This window comes from Xanthomonas sp. LMG 8993, from assembly GCF_009835065.2.
In the GTDB taxonomy this organism is placed as follows: domain Bacteria; phylum Pseudomonadota; class Gammaproteobacteria; order Xanthomonadales; family Xanthomonadaceae; genus Xanthomonas; species Xanthomonas arboricola.
In genome coordinates this window covers 194610-211834 of sequence record NZ_QVIF02000010.1, presented here as the reverse complement: position 1 = coordinate 211834, position 17225 = coordinate 194610, and the positions used below count along the sequence as shown (strand labels likewise).

At 64.0% G+C, this 17225-nt stretch carries 7 protein-coding genes; 4 read left to right on the top strand and 3 right to left on the bottom strand.

Annotation, left to right across the window (positions count from 1 at the left end; all coding sequences use genetic code 11):
• Positions 1-14: 14 nt before the first annotated feature.
• The 4 genes from DYQ94_RS17505 (at position 15) to DYQ94_RS17490 (ending at position 14474) form a co-directional block, all read left to right on the top strand.
• Positions 15-10898, top strand: a complete 10884-nt coding sequence (locus tag DYQ94_RS17505) for an amino acid adenylation domain-containing protein (protein WP_505414912.1) — start codon at positions 15-17, stop codon at positions 10896-10898.
• A 114-nt stretch (positions 10899-11012) separates the two neighbouring features.
• Positions 11013-11990 (top strand): TauD/TfdA family dioxygenase, encoded by a 978-nt coding sequence (locus DYQ94_RS17500; RefSeq protein WP_104553440.1) that lies wholly within the window; start codon positions 11013-11015, stop codon positions 11988-11990.
• Entirely contained in the window at positions 11987-12871 is an 885-nt protein-coding gene (locus DYQ94_RS17495; RefSeq protein WP_160954703.1) for a thioesterase II family protein, read from the top strand. Before DYQ94_RS17500 ends, DYQ94_RS17495 begins: the two co-directional genes overlap by 4 nt.
• Positions 12864-14474 (top strand): MBL fold metallo-hydrolase, encoded by a 1611-nt coding sequence (locus DYQ94_RS17490; RefSeq protein WP_160954704.1) that lies wholly within the window; start codon positions 12864-12866, stop codon positions 14472-14474. Before DYQ94_RS17495 ends, DYQ94_RS17490 begins: the two co-directional genes overlap by 8 nt.
• A gap of 785 nt (positions 14475-15259) precedes the next feature.
• Here the strand turns inward: DYQ94_RS17490 and DYQ94_RS17485 are convergent.
• From DYQ94_RS17485 to DYQ94_RS17475, 3 genes are all read right to left on the bottom strand, one after another.
• On the bottom strand, positions 15260-15532 hold the full coding sequence (locus DYQ94_RS17485) for a BPSL0761 family protein (protein WP_016903417.1): 273 nt from the start codon (positions 15530-15532) through the stop codon (positions 15260-15262).
• Between the two features lie 147 nt (positions 15533-15679).
• Complete coding sequence (locus tag DYQ94_RS17480) at positions 15680-16111, bottom strand: hypothetical protein (protein WP_505414911.1); 432 nt, start codon at positions 16109-16111, stop codon at positions 15680-15682.
• Positions 16112-16462: 351 nt separating this feature from the next.
• Positions 16463-17224 (bottom strand): SseB family protein, encoded by a 762-nt coding sequence (locus DYQ94_RS17475; protein WP_052759879.1) that lies wholly within the window; start codon positions 17222-17224, stop codon positions 16463-16465.
• Between the last annotated feature and the right edge of the window lies 1 nt (position 17225).

The window sequence follows — 17225 nt, the reverse complement described above, 5'->3', positions numbered from 1 at the left end:
GGCCGTCGGGTCAGTTGTTGCCGCGTGGGGTGCCGGGCGAGTTGTACATCGGCGGTGCGGGCGTGGCGCGCGGCTACTTGAACGATGCGGCACGCACGGCAGAGCGGTTCCTGGAGGATCCGTTCGAGGCGGGTGGGCGAATGTATCGCAGCGGCGACCGGGTACGCTGGCGAGCGGACGGGGCGCTGGAATTCCTGGGCCGGATGGACGGGCAGGTAAAGCTGCGCGGTTACCGGATCGAGCCGGGCGAGATCGAGGCGGTGCTGCGGGAGCAGGTGCGCGAGATATCGGTGGGGGTGCACGGGGAGGGTGCTACGGCACGCCTGGTGGCCTGGGTAAGCGGTGTCTCGGGCGAGGGCTGGGAGGAGGCGCTTCGCGCGGTGGCCACGTCGCGCTTGCCGACGTACATGCAGCCGTCGGTCTACGTACCCTTGGAGAGCCTGCCGCTGACAGCCAACGGCAAGCTCGACCGCAAACGCCTGCCGGCGCCGGAACGCTCCCGGGACGACTCGGCAGCGCCGGAGACACCCATAGAACGAGAGCTGGCGGCGATCTGGGAGCGTGTCCTCGGACTCGCACCGATCGGTCGCGGCGCCCATTTCTTCGAGCTGGGCGGTCATTCGCTAATGGCGATGCGCGTGGTCGGCGAAGCCAGCAAGCTGCTGCGACGGCGGGTGCCTGTGCGCATGTTGTTCGAACACCCGACCCTGCAGGCCCTCGCGGCGGCGCTGGAGGCGATTCCGGAGACAGCCGCCGAGACGATCCCCGGGGCCGACCGCTCGCAGCCGCTGCCGCTGTCCTACGCACAGCAGCGGTTGTGGTTCATCGATCGTCTGGAAGGCGACAGCGCCCAGTACAACATGCCGATGCAGCTGCGCTTGCGTGGTGCGCTCGATCCGGTCGCGCTGCAGACGGCGCTGGACAGCGTGGTCGAGCGCCACGAAATACTGCGCACGACCTACCATGCCGTCGACGATGGCGCCGTACAGGTCGTACACGCTGCACGTCCGCTGCGCATCGAGCGTGTCGATCTGACGGCGCTAGCCGCCGCGGAGCGCGAACGCGAGCTGGCCTCGCTGGCACGTGGGCAGGCGCGGCGCGGCTTCGACCTGGAGCGCGATCCTTCGTTGCGCTGCACGTTGGTCCGCCTGGGCAGCGAGGACCACGCCTTGTTGCTGACCCTGCACCACATCGCTTCCGACGGCTGGTCCAACGAGGTGCTGGTACGCGAATGCCTCGCCAGCTACACCGCACATCGGCGTGGCGAACCGGCTGCGCTGCCCCCGTTGCCGATTCAGTACGCCGACTATGCCGCGTGGCAACGCCTCGAACTGGCGCAGCAGGCCCAAGCCGGTGGACTGGCGTACTGGACCAAGCAGTTGGCCGGGCTGCCGGTCCTGCACGGCCTTCCGCTGGACCGGCCACGCCCGGCGCGCCAATCCTTTGCCGGTCGCACCTTGTTCGAGGTCTTGGACGCGCCGTGGACCGCGGCCCTGCGCGCGTTTTGCAGGCAGCACGATGCCACCTTGTTCGCACTGCTGCACAGTGTTTTTACCGTGCTATTGCGCCGGATCGGTCGCGAGAGCGACATCGTTGTTGGCATGCCGATGGCCGGGCGTGAACGCCACGAACTCGAGGGACTGGTCGGACTGTTCATCAACACCGTGGTCCTGCGTTCGGATCTGTCTGGCGATCCGGAATTCATCGAACTGCTACGCCGCAACCGGCAGGTGCTGCTCGATGCACACAGCCACCAGAATATTCCCTTCGACATGCTTGTCGACGAGCTCAGACCCGAGCGCAGCCTGAGCCATCAGCCGTTGGTGCAAATTCTGATCAACGGTTTCGAGGCCAGCGCGCCGTCACCGGAGTCGCCGGAAGATCTGGAAGTGTCGCCGTTGCAAGGCGATGATGCAGAAGACCTGTCCAAGGCCGATCTGACCCTGTACACGCGTGTGGTCGGAGAGCGCCTGGTCCTGAAATGGTCGTACCGCACCTCGCTGTTCGAAGAGGCGACCATCGCCCGTTTCAACCGCGCCTTCCTAAGCCTGCTGGAGGCGGCAGTCGTCGATCCGTCGGAGAGGATTTCCGACCTGCCGCTGCAGTCAAATCCGGCGCCCGCAACACCGCCGGAGGCGTCGAGCGCGGAGCCGGAACGGACATTCGATGGCGCTGCTCATGCGCAGATCCGTGTGCTGGCGATGCAGGCGCCGGACGCGCTTGCCTTGATCGACGAGCACGCGCGAATCTCGCGCGGCGAGCTCGAACAGCGGGTCGAGGCGCTGGCGCAGGAACTCGATGCGCACGGCCTGGGCCGCGGCGACGCAATTGCGATATTCGCGCCGCGCGGAATCGACTATGCCGTTGCGGTACTGGCGACATTGCGGATCGGCGCTGTCTACGTGCCGTTAGCGGTGGAGCTGCCCGATGAACGCCTCGGTTATATGCTTGGGGAGGCGCGGGTCCGCGCCCTGCTGGTGCGGAGCGATCTGCGCACGCGCCTCGCCGTCGCCATGCCGATCGTAATCGTCGATTCTCCGCGGGACGCCCGACCGGCGCGTCCGTGGCCGACGATGGCCGCCGACGATGCATCGCACATTCTGTTCACTTCAGGCTCGACCGGACAGCCCAAGGCGGTGCTCGGTACCCACGGCGCGCTGGCCAACCGGATCGGCTGGATGCACCGGCGCTTCCCGGTTGCCGACGATGAGATTGCCTGCCTGATCACCAGTACTGCCTTCGTGCGCGCGGTGTGGGAATTGTTCGTGCCCCTGGCCGCCGGGATGCCGGTGCTGGTAGTGCCGGCCGATACCGTCATCGATCTGGAGGCCTTCGCCGATCTGCTTGCGGCGCAGGGCGTCTCCCGGATCGTGACAGCGCCATCGCTAGCGCGCGCGCTAACCGAGTTGGGGGGCGCCTCCGTACGGCTGAAGGGACTGCGCTACTGGTTCGTCAGCGGCGAACCGTTGAAATCCGACGTTGCCGCACGCCTGCGCCAAACCTTGCCCGATACAGTGCTGTGCAATCTGTACGGCTCGACCGAGACGATGTCCGACGTCAGCTTCCAGGTTGTCGACGGTATTCCAGAACGCGCGTTCGTGCCGATCGGCAGGCCTATTGACTCAACCTCGATCCGAATCCTCGACGAGCGCCTGCGCGAAGTGCCGCACGGCCTGCCGGGTGAGATCTGCGTAGCCGGCGCCAACCTCGCCGCCGCCTACCTCGGCCAGGCGGAAATGACCGCAGCTCGGTTCGTCGACGTCGACATCGCTCCCGGCCGCACGCTGCGTCATTATCGTACTGGCGACCTGGGCCGCGTTCTGGACGACGGCAGCATCGAATGCCTGGGCCGCACCGATTACCAGGTCAAGCTGCGTGGCTTCCGCATCGAACTGGGCGAAATCGAGGCACGCCTGCTGCGCGCGGACGGTGTCAGGGAGGTCGTGGTGAGCGTGGTGGGGGAGGGCGACGGTGCGCGTCTTCTGGCCCATGTCGTTGCGGAATCGCCGCCAACCGATCCGCTGACGTGGAGCGAGGCCCTACGCGCAAGCCTGCGTGGCTGGCTGCCGGATTACATGCAGCCCTCCGAATTCGTACTGCTGCAACGCATGCCCCTGACCGCCAACGGTAAGATCGACCGTCGCGCACTGCCGCCGCCGCAGGCATCGGCGAGCGAGGTCCCGTTGGCCGGCGCCACAGAACAGGCCATCGCAGCATTATGGGACGAACTGCTTGCAAGCGGCCCCATCGATGCCCGCGCGAACTTCTTCCACTTGGGTGGCCATTCGTTGCTGGCCACGCGCATGGCCGGACTCATCGCTGCACGCCTGCGACGGCGGGTGCCAGTGCGTGCGGTGTTCGAGCATCCGACCGTGCGCGAACTGGCGGCCTACGTCGACCACAAAGCCGCAGCGGCGCTGCCGCCTGTGTGCCCGGTCGTTGATCAAAGCGAGCATCCGCTGTCGTTCTCGCAGCAGCGGCTATGGTTCCTCGATCGCCTGGAAGGCGGCAGCGCGCACTACAACCTGCCTATTGCAGTGCGGCTTCGTGGCGAGCTGGACGCAACGGCACTGCAACGTGCATTGGATGCGCTGATCGAGCGTCATCACGTGCTGCGCACCAGTTTTGCCGGCAATGCCGAGCAGGCGCATCAGATCGTGCGTGCGCCGATGCCAGCGCCGTTGCGCCGGGTCGACCTGCGCCAACTCGATGGCGACATCCGCCAAGCTCGGTTGCAGGAAGCAATACGCGAGGCGGCGACCGCGCCGTTCGACCTGTCCGCGGCACCAATGCTGCGTGCGCTGTGGGCGCATCTGGACCAGGACGATCACGTGCTCGTGGTCAATACCCACCACATCGCCTCCGATGGTTGGTCGAAGGGCATCTTGCTGCGTGAGTTCGTGACCCTGTACGAAGCGTTTCGCGTAGGCGACGACAACGCGCTGCCGCCCTTGCCGGTGCAATACGGCGACTTCGCCCGATGGCAGCGTGAGACCTTCGATCAGGAGACGCTTGCCCGCGAGCTGGCGTATTGGCGCGGTCAGCTCGATGGGCTGCCGCCGGTGCACGGGCTGCCGCTGGATCGTCCGCGCCCGGCGCAACGCGCATTCGCCGCTGGCCGCCTGCAGCGACAACTGAACCGTGACCGCGTCGAGCGGTTGCAGCGGATCGCGCGCGACGGCGATGCCACGCTATTCATGGCTCTGCAAGCCGCATTCGCGTTGTTGCTGGGTCGCTGGAGCGACACCGAAGACATCGTCATTGGCACACCGATTGCCGGCCGTCTGCAGGCCGAAGTCGAGCCGTTGATCGGCTTTTTCGTCAACACGCTGGTGCTGCGGAGCAATCTGTCGGGCGAACCGAGCTTCAGCGAACTGCTGCAGCGCAATCGCGAAATGGTACTCGACGCGTTCGCGCATCAGGCGACGCCATTCGAGGCGCTGGTGGAAGCGTTGGCACCGGAACGCGCGACCAGTCATGGTCCGCTCTTCCAGATCGCCTTCGCGCTGCAGAACCACGAACGCGCCGCACTGAACCTGCATAACTTGGAGATCGAACCGTGGGAACTTGGCGCGGCCGGCATTGACGGCGAACTGGCGCTGGTGGCCGCCGAAACCGGCGATGGTCTAAACCTCACCTGGAGCTGGGCCGAAAGTGTGTTCGAGCGCGCTACCGTCGAGCGCCTGGCCGATGGTCTGGAAGTCCTGCTGGATGCGATCGTCGCCAACCCAACGCAGCCGGTGCATCGTCTGCCGGTATGTGGCACCGCCGAGCTGGCGCGGCTACGTGAGCTGGAGTGCGGTCCCGTGTCGGCGCGCCCCAATCTGCAGGCGCAGACGCTGTTCGAAGCGGCTGCGCGACGGACACCCAACGCGACCGCGGTAGTCGATGCAGTCTGCTCGCTGAGCTATGCGGAGCTGGACCGCTGGGCTGAGGCCGCGGCCCTGCACCTGCGTGCGGCGGGAATCGGGCCCGGTCAGGTGGTCGCCTTGAGCACGCCGCGCGATGCAACGATGCCGGTGGGCGTCCTGGCCATCCTCAAGACCGGCGCAGCCTATCTGCCGATCGACCCGACTCAGGCGCCCGAACGCGCCGCAGCGATGCTCGAAGACGCCGGCGTCGTGCATTTAGTCGGTGCGGGGGCGCCGCCGCCATGGCACAGCATGTGCCGTTGTTGGGACCTGCGCGCCTTGCGCGCCGCCGCGTCCCCGGTGTCGTTGCCGGAGCCAGTCGACGACCGCGAAGGCGACGAGCGTCTGGCATATGTTGTCTACACCTCCGGCTCGACTGGCCGACCCAAGGGCGTGCAGCTCACGCATGCCGGCATAGTCAACCTGGCGCTGGCGCAGGCCGAGTTGTACGGCGCTGGTCCCGGGTCGAGGGTGCTCGCGTTTGCATCCATCGGCTTCGATGGCGCGGTGTGGGAGTGGATGATGGCGCTGACCTCTGGTGCCGAGCTGCACATCTGCGATGAAGAGCACCGGCACGCGCCAGCGCTGCTGGCCGACCTGCTGGTCCGTAACCGGATCACCCATGCCGCCATCCCGCCAGCACTGCTGGCCCAGCTCGATCCGGCTCTGGAACACGTGCCCGAGGTGCTGGTAGTCGCCGGCGAGGCCTGCGACGAACGCCTGGCCTGGCGCTGGGCGCAGCGCTGCCGCGTGGTCAACTCTTACGGCCCGAGCGAGGCAACCGTCGCCGCCACCGGGACCGACGTCGCGGTCGGCGAACGTCTTACGCTCGGACGACCGCTGCCGAATGTCTTGGTGCAGGTCCTGGATCGGCATGGCCAGCGCGTGCCGATGGGCGTGCCGGGCGAGCTTTGCATTGGCGGCAAGGGTCTTGCACGCGGCTATCTGGGCCAGCCTGAACTGACCTTGCAACGCTTCGTGCAGAGCGGCGGCGGTCGGGTGTATCGCAGTGGCGACCGCGCAATGTGGCATGCCGATGGCAGCCTGCTGTTCCTGGGTCGCGATGACCATCAGGTCAAGCTGCGCGGCTTCCGGATCGAGCTGGGGGAGGTGGAGGCCGCGCTACGCGCCTGCGACGGCGTGGCCGATGCGGTGGCCGCGGTGGTCGGTGCCGACGAATCGCGGCAGTTGGCGGCCTGGGTCGTGCCGACGACCGATGCGGCGGGAGAGGGCGGTGCGGTCGGGCCTTGGCGTGAACAATTGCGCCGCCGCCTTCCGGCCTACATGGTGCCGTCGGCATGGGCAACGTTGGCGGCCTTGCCGCTGACCCGCCATGGCAAGGTCGATCGCCGCGCATTGCCGGAACCGGCCATTCAAGACGCAACCGCGCATGTCGAACCCGCCACGCCCGCCGAGCATGCGCTGGCTGACATCTGGCGCGAATTGCTTGGAATCGAACGGGTCGGCGTGGAAAGCAATTTTTTCGACCTCGGTGGCCATTCGCTGTTGGCGACCCGAATGGCAGCCCAGGTTGCCGCCGTGCTGGGCCTGGAATTGCCGATTCGCGCAGTGTTCGAGGACGGCACTATCCGGGCGCTGGCGAAGCGGCTGGAACAGGCCGCCACAGCCGGCGATGGGCGGATCGAACCGGTCGGCCGTGAGCGCCCCTTGCCGCTGTCGTTTGCACAACGGCGGCTGTGGTTCGTTGATCGCCTCGGCGGCGATAGTCGCCAATTCAATGTCCCGACCGCCGTCCGCCTGCAGGGCGTGCTCGACGCCGAGGCAATGGCGCACGCAGTACGCAGTCTGGTCGAACGCCATGAGGTCCTGCGCACCGTCTACGCCGAGCACGATGGTGAGCCGGTGCAGCAACCGTTGCCGGTGCCTCCACATGTGCTGGAGCGGATCGACCTGCGCGGACTGGACGAGGCGGCGCGTGGCGAACGGGTAGGCGCGCTACTGCGCGAACAAGCCACTCGTCCGTTCGATCTGGGACGCGACCTCATGCTGCGTGCACTGCTATGCCGCGAAGCCGACGACCGCCACGTGCTGTCGCTTACCGTGCATCACATCGCCTGCGACGGCTGGTCGGTCGGCGTGCTGGTGCGCGAATTGGCCGAGATCTACACGGCTGCGCTAGAACGCAGACCGTCGATGCTGCCAACGCCTGTTCTGCAATACGCCGATTTCGCAGCGTGGCAGCGACGCATCCTCGACGGCGCGCGCCTTGACCGACAGTGGGACTACTGGAAGCGCCAGCTGGCCGAATTGCCCGCTGTGCACGGCCTGCCGCTGGATCTACCGCGTCCTGCACAACCCGAGTTCGCCGGAACCCGCCTACGTACCCGCGTGGACGCCGCTTGCCTGGCGCGCCTGCACGCGCTTGCGCGCCGACACGACGCCAGCCTGTTCATGGTAATCCAGGCCGCCTTCTGCACTCTGCTGAGCCGCTACAGCGGCGAGGACGACATCGTGATCGGCTCGCCGGTCGCCGGTCGCACTCATGCCGACACCGAGGCGCTGGTGGGCTTCTTCATCAACACGTTGGTACTGCGCAACGATCTGTCGGGCGACCCGGATTTCCATACGCTGCTGGCGCGCACCCGTGAAACCACGCTGGCGGCATTTGCACACCAGGATCTGCCGTTCGAGACCCTGGTGGACCGTCTCAATCCGGCACGTAGTCTCGGCCATTCGCCCCTGTTCCAGATCAGCCTGACCCTGCACAACCTGGCCTCGCCGCAGTTCGCGATGCCGGGTCTGAACGTGTCCGATGCGCGCGCAAGCGAGGACGTTGCCCGTTACGACATTGAATTGCACGCGAGCGAAAGCGACCGCGGCATCGAGTTCAGCTGGCTCTTCGCCAGTAGCCTGTTTACGCCGGAAACGATGCAACGGCTGGCGGACAGTTTGTGCGTGTTGCTCGATGCGCTGTCACGCAACCCAGATGCCACGGTGGCTTCGCTGCCGTTGCTGGACGGTCCGGGGATGGAGGCTCTGCAGGCATTGACCCGACCATCGCGGCGCGAATATCCGCATAGCACGGCGCATGCATTGTTCGAGCAACACGTGCGTCGTGATCCGGATGCCGTCGCCGTACTTGGTGCCGAGGAGTCACTGAGCTACGGCGAGCTCAATCGTCGCGCCAACCAAGTCGCGCACTACCTGCTGGAGCAGGGCGTGCAACCGGAGGCGGTGATCGGCCTGTGCCTGGATCGCGGCCCCCATCTGCTGGTGGGCATCCTCGGCATCCTCAAGGCCGGCGCCGCCTACCTGCCGCTGGATCCCGCGTATCCGGAAGAGCGGATCGAGGCAATGCTTGAGGATACCGCCGCCGAATTCGTGGTCACGCGCATGGACCTGGTCGAAGCGCTGCCGTGCCTGGGCGAGCGCTGCCTGCTGCCGCTGGATGAGCCTTTACGAGACGCGCTGCTGGGCGGACGATCTACGCAGAACCCGGAACGCGAGCTCGCTGCCGATGCATTGGCCTATGTCGTGTTCACCTCCGGCTCCACCGGTACCCCCAAAGGCGTGTTGGTCGAACATCGCGGCATGGTCAACCTGGCCCATGCGCAGAACGAGCTTTACGCTCTTGCCCCCCACAGCCGGGTACTGGCGTTTGCCTCGATCTCGTTCGATGCCGCCGCGTGGGAATGGCTGATGGCGTTGGCACACGGCGCCTCGCTGTATGTCTGCGATGAGGATGAGCGGCTCTCGGTACGCGCATTGCAGCGCCTGGTTGCGGACGGCGGCATCACGCATGCGACCCTGCCACCCGCGCTGCTCGCGCAGATGTCGCCGGCCGCGCACGCGGATCTACGTTGTCTGATCGTCGCTGGCGAGGCGTGTGATCCGCACGACGCCTGGGCCTGGTCGCAGTATGTGCCGCTGCATAACGCCTATGGCCCCTCGGAGACCACGGTTTGCGCGACCTCGGCGCAGGTGCGCCCAGGCGAACGGATCACAATCGGTCGGCCGCTGCCTAACGTCGCGTGCGCAGTGGTCGACGCGCACGGGCGCCGCCAGCCGATCGGCGTTGCCGGCGAGCTCTGGGTGGGAGGCGCCGGACTGGCACGCGGTTATCTGGGGCGTGAGGACCTGACCACAGAGCGTTTTGTCAACGACCCGGATGCGCTGCATACGCGCATGTACCGAACCGGTGACCTGGTGCGGCTGCTGGCGACGGGCGAGTTGGAGTTCCTTGGCCGAATCGACAGCCAGATCAAGATCCGCGGCTTCCGCATCGAGCCGGGGGAAATCGAAGCCCGTTTGCGCCAGGCCGATGGCGTCCGAGCTGCTGTCGTCACCGCGTGTGGCGACGGAGTAACACGGCGATTGGTCGCCTATGTCGTCCGCGATGGCGAGGAGAGCGCCGATATGAGGCTTGTGTTGGGCCTGAAGGCGATGCTGCGCCAACAGTTGCCTGAGTACATGGTGCCGGCAGCGATCGTGCCGGTGGACAGCATTCCGTTAACTAGCAACCGCAAGATCGACTTGCGCGCACTGCCGGCACCGAACTTCGCCCTGGCAGCCGATGTTGAACCGCCGGCCGACCAGGACGAGGCCACGCTGGTGGCACTATGGGCGGCCTTGCTGGGCGAAACGGTACCGGTCGGCGCCACGTCGAATTTCTTCGAGCTTGGCGGCCACTCGCTGCTGGCGATCCGCCTGATTGCGATGCTGGAAGCGCGTTTCGGTCATACGCTGTCGGTACGCGATGTGTTCCAGCATCCCACGCCACGCGAGCTGGCCGAGCGCTTGCGCGAGGACCATCCCACCCAAAGCGAGCAGGGGACTGCATGGGTGTCGTTCGGCGGCGATGGCGGCCGCCCGCTGTTTATGTTGCCGGCCGCTGGCCTGGGGGCGGCGTCTTACCTGGCACTGGCACGCGCGCTCGGTCAACAGGTCCAGATGCAGGTGTTCGAACCGCGCGGACTGGATGGTGCGCACCGGCCGCACGAGGATTTGATCTCGATGCTGGAGGTCTGCCTACCGGCGCTACGCGCACAAGCAGCCATTGGCGGTGCTCCCATCGTCTTGGTCGGCCATTCGTTCGGCGCGGCGCTGGCGTTCGAACTGGCATGCACGCTGGAACGCGAGGGCATCGAGGTGCAGCTGATACTCCTCGACAGCGTGCTGGAATTGCGTCGAGAGTGGCTGCAGGAGCAGCAGGGGGCAGTGCCGGAGCTTGCGCACGCGGTGGTTGTGCAACTCGCGCAGGTTTATCAGGCCCAGCGACAGATCATGCTGGACTATCGTCCAAGCACCCGATTTGGCGGCGTGGCTTGGCACCTTCGTGCCGAGCGGGGGCGTGCGATCGCGTTGCCGCGTGACGAGCTGGCGCGGCAGGATTGCAGCCATTTCCTTCGTCCGCCACGACACGCCGTGGTGCCCGGTGAACATCTGAGCATGCTGCAGGAGGCCTACGTCGACGCCCTGGCCGCTGCATTGCTCGATGCGCTGCAGCCGCAGCCGGCGCCTGCATGAGCACGTGCTCACGTCTATCCGCGCTTTGGCTGTCTGCAATGACGTCGTCGACAATTCCGGCTGGCGTATCGCACTGGACTGGATACTTGGAACTGGCCGCTAGGGGAAAGAGACATGCAAGACCTGAGTCAGGTGGGATGCGAGGATCTGAAGTCAATCCAGGGCACCCGGTTGTTGCTAGAAGTCGATACCGGCACGGTGCGGGTGACCGACTGGGCCGAGCACAATCACAGCCAGATCGAACGCCTGCTCCAGGCGAATGGCGCGCTGCTGATCCGCGGGCTCCGTTTTCTGGGTAGCCAGCAGTTCGGTACTGTGTTGACGACGCTGTTCGGCGAAGAGTTGATCCAATACTCATACCGGTCCACCCCGCGCACCGAGCTACGAGGCAGTGTCTATACGGCGACCGAATATCATCCTGATCAAGTGATTCCCCAGCATAACGAGAACTCGTACTCGAACCGCTGGGCGATGCGGATCGGTTTTCTCTGCACGATGCCGGCCAGCCACGGCGGCGCAACGCCAATCTGCGATAGCCGCAAGGTGCTGGCTGATATTCCCGATGACGTGCGCGTGCGTTTCGAGCGCGATGGGGTGATGTATGTACGCAACTACTCGGACATCGACATCCCGTGGGGCGAGGTGTTCCAGACCAGTAGCCGCACCGAGGTCGAGACCTTCTGCGCAGCCAACGGTCTGCAATGGGAATGGCTCGATGAAGAACGGTTGCGTACACGGCAGATCAATCAGGCCACTGCGACACATCCGCACAGTGGAGAACAGGTCTGGTTCAATCAGGCGCATCTGTTCCACGTCACCAACTTGGAACCGGAACTGCGCGCCAGCCTGCTGAGCGTCATGGACGAGAGCGAGCTGCCACGCAATACCTACTACGGCGACGGCGAGCCGATCGACCCGGCGACCCTGGACCAAGTGCGAGGGGTCTACCAGCGGCACCAGATCGCGTTCGAATGGCAACGCAACGATCTGCTCCTGCTCGACAATATGCTTTATTCGCATGGTCGCGGCACCTTCGCCGGCAACCGCCAGGTTCTGGTCGGCATGGCCCGTCCGCACGAGGCGGCCGCATGAACGCGGCAGCCAATCGCGCTCCCGGATCCTGGCTGGTGCGGTGCTCAGCACCCAGCGCAGGGGAACGGCTGTTTTGCTTCCCGTATGCCGGCGGCAACCCTTATCTGTTCCGCGAATGGCCAGCCCTGCTGGACCATGCTTACGAGCTCTTCGCCTTGCAGGCGCCAGGCAAGGGGGCACGAATCCTCGAGCCTCCATGCCAGACGATCGCGGCGCTGATAGACGGGCTGATGCCGGTAATCGAACCGATGCTGGCGCAGCGTAGCTTTAGCTTCTACGGCCACAGCAACGGCGCGGTGATCGCATTCGAACTGGCGTGCCGTTTGCAGCAACGTGGCCTGCCCATGCCACGGCACCTGATCCTGACCGGCAGTCCCGCGCCATGGACGCGCATCCAAGAACGTGACTATCTTCGGATACCCGACGAAGCGTTCGTGCAGGTGCTGCGCGAACTGCAGGGCACGTCTGAAGAGGTGTTGGCCGACCGTGAGCTATTGAAGGTGGTAATGCCTGGCTTGCGCGCAGACTTTGCTCAAGGCCAGAGCTACCGGTTCGAGCACCCGGTCCCGTTGGATGTCGCAACGACGCTGGTGCACGGCAAAGAGGATAGTTTCGAGATCGAGCGCACGCGCGCCTGGCAACAGAGGCTGTTGCGACCGGCAACTCTGCATCGCATGCCCGGCGGTCATTTCTTCATTCACAGGTACATGCACGAACTGATCGCGCTCGTCGGACGCACGCTGCGCGGTGAGCAGATCGCAGGCGCTGAACGACTCTCGCCCGATCCAGCATCGCACAACCCGCACCGCACGCCGGAGCACCGGCATGAAAACAAGCTCGAACACCAGTCAGAACATCAGGAAGGCAATGCCCATGTCTGATTCATCCGACTCGCTGTACCTGCGCGAGGACGTTTATTTCGAACCGCTGATCAACGGCTGGTATGCCTGGCCCTACCTGCTGCCGCCAGTGACTGGCGCGCGGCACATGGTCCACACCCATCGCCGAATCATGAACTCGTTCGTCAAGAACCATAAGCTGCACATGATGGCAGTCAAGCAGCCGGGGATGGCCGGCTCCGAGTACCTGGACTGCAGCGAGGATCAGCTCCCCGCTATCCGCGCAATGGTGGATACAATCGACAATGATCATGCCGACTTAGTCGAACTGTCTGACGCCGTGCGTCAGCTGGACGAGATGTTGCGCGAACACACCAGCGGCGAGTCGGTCGAGCCGCTCTACGAGCGTGTACCCGAATCGCTGAAGGGCTACGTTGAACTGACCATGGATCTGGAACACCGTCCCTCCTATCGGTTGATCGAGGGCCTGTTGTACCGTAGCCGGTATTACAAACCGCGACTCCAGAATCTGTTGTTCGGTCGTCTCGACGCCAAGGGCGATCGCCCGTTCGTAATGAGCACGCCGAGGTTGCCGGCCGGCGACAATCTGCAGCTCGCAGCCGACTACAACGATCCACTGATCGATAAGCTGTTCCGCGCACGTACCGAAGCGTTAGGCCCGGCGGAGGTCGATGCACTGTTCGCCGATCGTCCAACGCGCGGCGGGCTCGATTATCGCGAGCTGTTTACCGCGCAAGCCCCACAGCGGAAACATCAGGCAGTTGCAGAGGGCGTACGTGTGCAGTATCTCGGCCACGCCGGCTTTCTGATCGAAACCGCCGAGGTGTCGATCTTGATCGACCCGGTGATCGCCTCACGTGGCGAATCCTTCGCCGACGACGTCATCAGCTTTAGTGAGTTGCCGCCGCACATCGACTATATCTGCATCACCCACCATCATCAGGACCACGCCAACTTGGAGACGCTGCTGCAGCTGCGCCACAAGACCGGCAAGGTGCTGGTCCCGCGAAATAATGGCGGCACCTTGGCCGATCCCTCGCTACGCCTGCTGCTGCGTCAATTTGGCTTCCACGCAGTCGAGATGGATGACATGGAGGAACTATCGGTTCGGGGCGGACGCATCGTCAGCATCCCGTTCCTGGGCGAGCACGGCGACCTCAACGTGCGCACCAAAGCCGCGTGGTTCGTCGAGCTTGGCGGAAAGCGAATACTGTTGGCGGCCGATTCGTCCAACCTAGAGCCGCGCATGTACCGACACATCGCCGATCAACTTGGCGCGCTGGATATCATGGCGATTGGCATGGAATGTGTCGGCGCCCCGTACACTTGGCTGTACGGCGCCTTGCACACCAAACTGGTCAGCCGCAAGATCAAGGAGTCGCGTCGCCTCAACGGTTCTGGCTACGAACAAGCCGCACGTATCGCCGACATGCTTCAGCCGTCACGGATTTTTCTCTACGCGCTGGGGCTGGAGCCCTGGTACAAGTACTTCATGGGGATCGAGTACGACGAGCATTCCGCGCAGATGGTCGAAACAGGACGCATGCTCGAAGCTTGCGAGGGGAGGGGAATTCCGGCCGAACGCTTGTACGGCAAGAAGACCGTCCATCTCGGTCCAGGTTGATCGAGGTCCGCGCGGGAGGCTTCTGCCACCGGTGCTCTCAGATCATGACCTCCTTATCGGATTTGAGCGACCGCACTTGGCCTATGAAGCAAGAAGGAGCTTTTTTCAGGTTGATCGAGCCACCAAGCCCTGTGAAGCGGCGCAGGGGTGCTGTGACCGCAGTTCAAGCAAGATTGGCTTTGTCGGCCAAGACTATCGCCAACAGATGAACCCGTCGTCACCGCCAGCTAGCCTAAGCCAGGTGCCGACCGCGCTTGCCAGTGGATATGGGGGTCAGAAGGGACTTAGATTTGCTGGATCCACGGACATTGCTGCGTGGTTACGGCAGCAACCAAAGCCCAGACACGAAATAGCATATGACATAATATACATTATGCGAAATGGCGTGTTGATGCTCCTGTGCGCCCTGGCGGCCTATCAACCGGGCTCGGTAAAGCTGTGACTTTTCACCCCACCACCGGCCAAGTCACAAGTCCAGCGTCCAGTTCGGGCAAGTCACAGGTTTTGCGCCTCCCGTTAGTTTTTGCCCTAACGCCGCGCTCTGGAATTCCCAGTTTCCCGGTGAAGAGCCGTTCCGAGGATCAAGATTTATGATCAAAGACCGTCAGTCTGATTCGACAACTACAGTCTTGCAGGAGTTGCTGGATCGCATTGAGTTTGAGACCGCGGGTTGACACCCTTATCAAGCGAGAATCGCCAGTTGCCCGTCCAGGCGTTTTTTGCAGGCGAAGGCGCCCGTGGCGCTAGCGCTTCAGGGGATTACCTACGAGGATACGTGCAGTCACTCAAATCCGATGAGGACCTTTGGGGTAGCCGCGGAACCAGTCCTCCTCGAACTGCGAGGTCAGATACGGCCGCACAAACGCCGATTGGGTGAGGTCCAGCAACCGCTCTTCATGCTGGGCGATGGCTTCCACATCACTGAGTGTTGGGTAGTGACGCAACAGCCGGTAGGCTTCCTGGCGCACAGACTTGGGCACGGCTTGGCTGCCGGCGAGTTCCTTAAGAAACGCTCCGGCTTGAAGCAGGTTGCGAGTGCGCTCGTCAGGCAGGGTCATATGACTGCTCACCAATGCTAAGGAATTCTTAGCGTAACGCTTGACCCTGTTCGCGTTCCAGCAGCGATTACGCGAATGGCGGGCCGCGTTTGGTTACCGAGCTCTTAGATATGCTCCTAGGTAACACAGCATGGCGCTTGCTGTGCATCACTTAACCGCCTTACTGCGATCTCGCTTAGACCGTTCGGGTTTTGGGCGCTTAGGTGGACTCCGTCCCACGTGTTGCTGCCACGCTGCTTCGAGTGCTGCCGGCAGATCGTTCAATTTGACGAGTTGCGCCTCAAGTGCATCTGCGCGTGCCTGCTGAATCGTGAGGTCTTGGCGGAGCGCTGAAACATCGCCTTGCGCGTGTTCTAGCGCTTCCTCAAGTCGGCGCTTATCCAGCGCTGCCTCTCGCTGGCTGGCAGCTAGCTGCTGCTTGGCCTGCTTGGATTCCTGACGCGCATGATCGATCTCCGCATGTGCCCGGTCTTCAGTGGCGCGCATATGCTGGGTCAAGGTGTCGCGCTCGGCACGCGCTGCGTCCTGCAGAGGGTCGGCAGGGATTCGTGAGAAAAACAGCCGAATCGGCTCTAACACCATGATTCAACGAGGAAACACCCCTCGACGTCAGGCAGTTCGTGGATTACAGAACTAGGCTTGATCGAACCAGAAACCGTGTGACACAGGCATTCCTGGAGTACTGCTCAGGCACGCGTGCCCTTCTTGAATATTGGATTCAAGAGTTTCCACGCTCCTGACCCAACGAAAACACTCAAGAAGGCTCCGACCGTCGCCTGATCCATTGCAGCAGTTCCTCGTGCGGGATCGTACGTCCAGCGTCGACGTCGGCCATACCCTTGCGCGTTCGCCGATCTTTCTCTTCCTCGGTCAATTCCGGAAGGAGTGCTAGTAGCTTGTCTTCAGGGCTCATAGGCCGATGAGCCGCGCTCAAGTTGACTTGATTCTCGTGAATATGGGCAGGATCTGGGGATCATCCATGCCCGCCGGCAAAGGCTGCGATACGTCGTGGACCGCCAAGTCGATGATGACGTCCAAATTTGAGCATAAGGGCTGTATGGCGGTGGTCACCAGACGAGCGGCCCGCTCGGCGAAAGCCAGGTCGACCACCAGCCAGATCAACAGACCGGGAGGCTGTTCGACGCCTCCTGACGAGTGAGTTTCCAGGAGATAAGCCGACGAGACGAAGTCGGCGTGCTCAAGGCTGGCGCTGATGGCCGGAGCGAGCCAAGCCGGTGCCGCCGGGGCAGGTCTTACCGCGAACTCAGCCGGCGACAGCCGTTCTACCCTGGCCAGAAAGCCCGTATCCAACAATGTCGCAACCTCTTCCGGGTACAGGACAACGCCGCCGTCGTTGGGATTGAGCATCAACGTCGCGCCGCGAGTACCGGTTAGCAGCTCACGGCCTGAAACTCCCAGAATTCTGACAGCAGCCGAGCTGGCCGCCTGCGCCTTGTCGAGCGAGGTAAAGAAAGGGATCGCGTCGAAACCGTCAGGATGGCGGAACTGGACTAGCCGCAGTGTCCGCGCGTCGTCCGAGACGGGCGCATGCACGTACACGATCGCATCCATCAGTCGCTTGAAGAATGCGCGTTCCTCGGCTGCGCTGTCGCGGGCCCGTTCAAAGGAAGCCTCCAGCGCTGCCTCCGCAGACGTAGTCCCTCTTCCACGCGGCCTGCTCGGTTGCTTCATG

Coding starts and splice junctions, on each gene's coding strand:
- DYQ94_RS17475 (WP_052759879.1), bottom strand. CDS start 17,224: ATGAAGCAACCGAGCAGGCCGCGTGGAAGAGGGACTACGTCTGCGGAG.
- DYQ94_RS17490 (WP_160954704.1), top strand. CDS start 12,864: ATGTCTGATTCATCCGACTCGCTGTACCTGCGCGAGGACGTTTATTTC.
- DYQ94_RS17495 (WP_160954703.1), top strand. CDS start 11,987: ATGAACGCGGCAGCCAATCGCGCTCCCGGATCCTGGCTGGTGCGGTGC.
- DYQ94_RS17485 (WP_016903417.1), bottom strand. CDS start 15,532: ATGACCCTGCCTGACGAGCGCACTCGCAACCTGCTTCAAGCCGGAGCG.
- DYQ94_RS17500 (WP_104553440.1), top strand. CDS start 11,013: ATGCAAGACCTGAGTCAGGTGGGATGCGAGGATCTGAAGTCAATCCAG.